At 79.0% G+C, this 582-nt stretch carries 1 protein-coding gene and 1 pseudogene; both read right to left on the reverse strand.

Going from position 1 to position 582, the window contains the following annotated elements:
• On the reverse strand, nt 1-296 hold a 296-nt coding region (locus tag LPA54_RS35455), incomplete at its 3' end, for a ferritin-like domain-containing protein (protein ID WP_228984693.1).
• Nucleotides 297-332: 36 nt separating this feature from the next.
• Nucleotides 333-557 (reverse strand): annotated as a pseudogene (locus tag LPA54_RS35460) (hypothetical protein); the annotation flags it as partial.
• Nucleotides 558-582: the final 25 nt, after the last annotated feature.

Genomic DNA, 582 nt, shown 5'->3' on the forward strand with positions numbered 1-582 from the left:
CCGCTCGACCGCACCAGGTCGGCGTAGACGCCCGCCACCCGCATCTCCAGCTCCGCCGCCAGCCGCGCCGCCGCCGCCGCGTCCGGCACCGGGAACGGCAGCGCGTACCCGGCCGCGGCGGCCACCGGCGTGCCCCCGGCGCCCTTCACGTCCCGTACCAGCGCGTCCCTGCGCGCCCGGTGCGCGTCGTACGCCGTGCGCGCCTCCGTGCGCCGCTGCTCGCCGATCCGTCCGCCGACCACGCCGTAGCCGTACACCGCCGCGTGCTCCGCGGCCAGCGCGGCCTGCAGCACCATGTGGCAGGTGGCGCCGTTCTCCCGGGCGAACGCGTCCAGGGCGGCGTGCACTTCGGGGCCGATGCGCAGCGGCACGGAGCCGCCGCGGTGCTCGGCGACCGGCGGCCGGGGCCGGTCGGCGGGCAGCTCCAGCTGGTCGGGGAGGCCGGCCAGGGCGCGTTCCCAGTGGGCGAGCTGGCGTCCGGCCAGGCTCGCCGGGTCGTCCTCGTCGCCGAGGAGGTCACGCTGCCACCGTGCGAAGTCGGCGTAGCGGACGGGCAGCGGCGGGAAGCAGGGCTCCTCGCCC

The organism is Streptomyces sp. DH12 (assembly GCF_020873895.1).
Classification (GTDB): domain Bacteria; phylum Actinomycetota; class Actinomycetes; order Streptomycetales; family Streptomycetaceae; genus Streptomyces.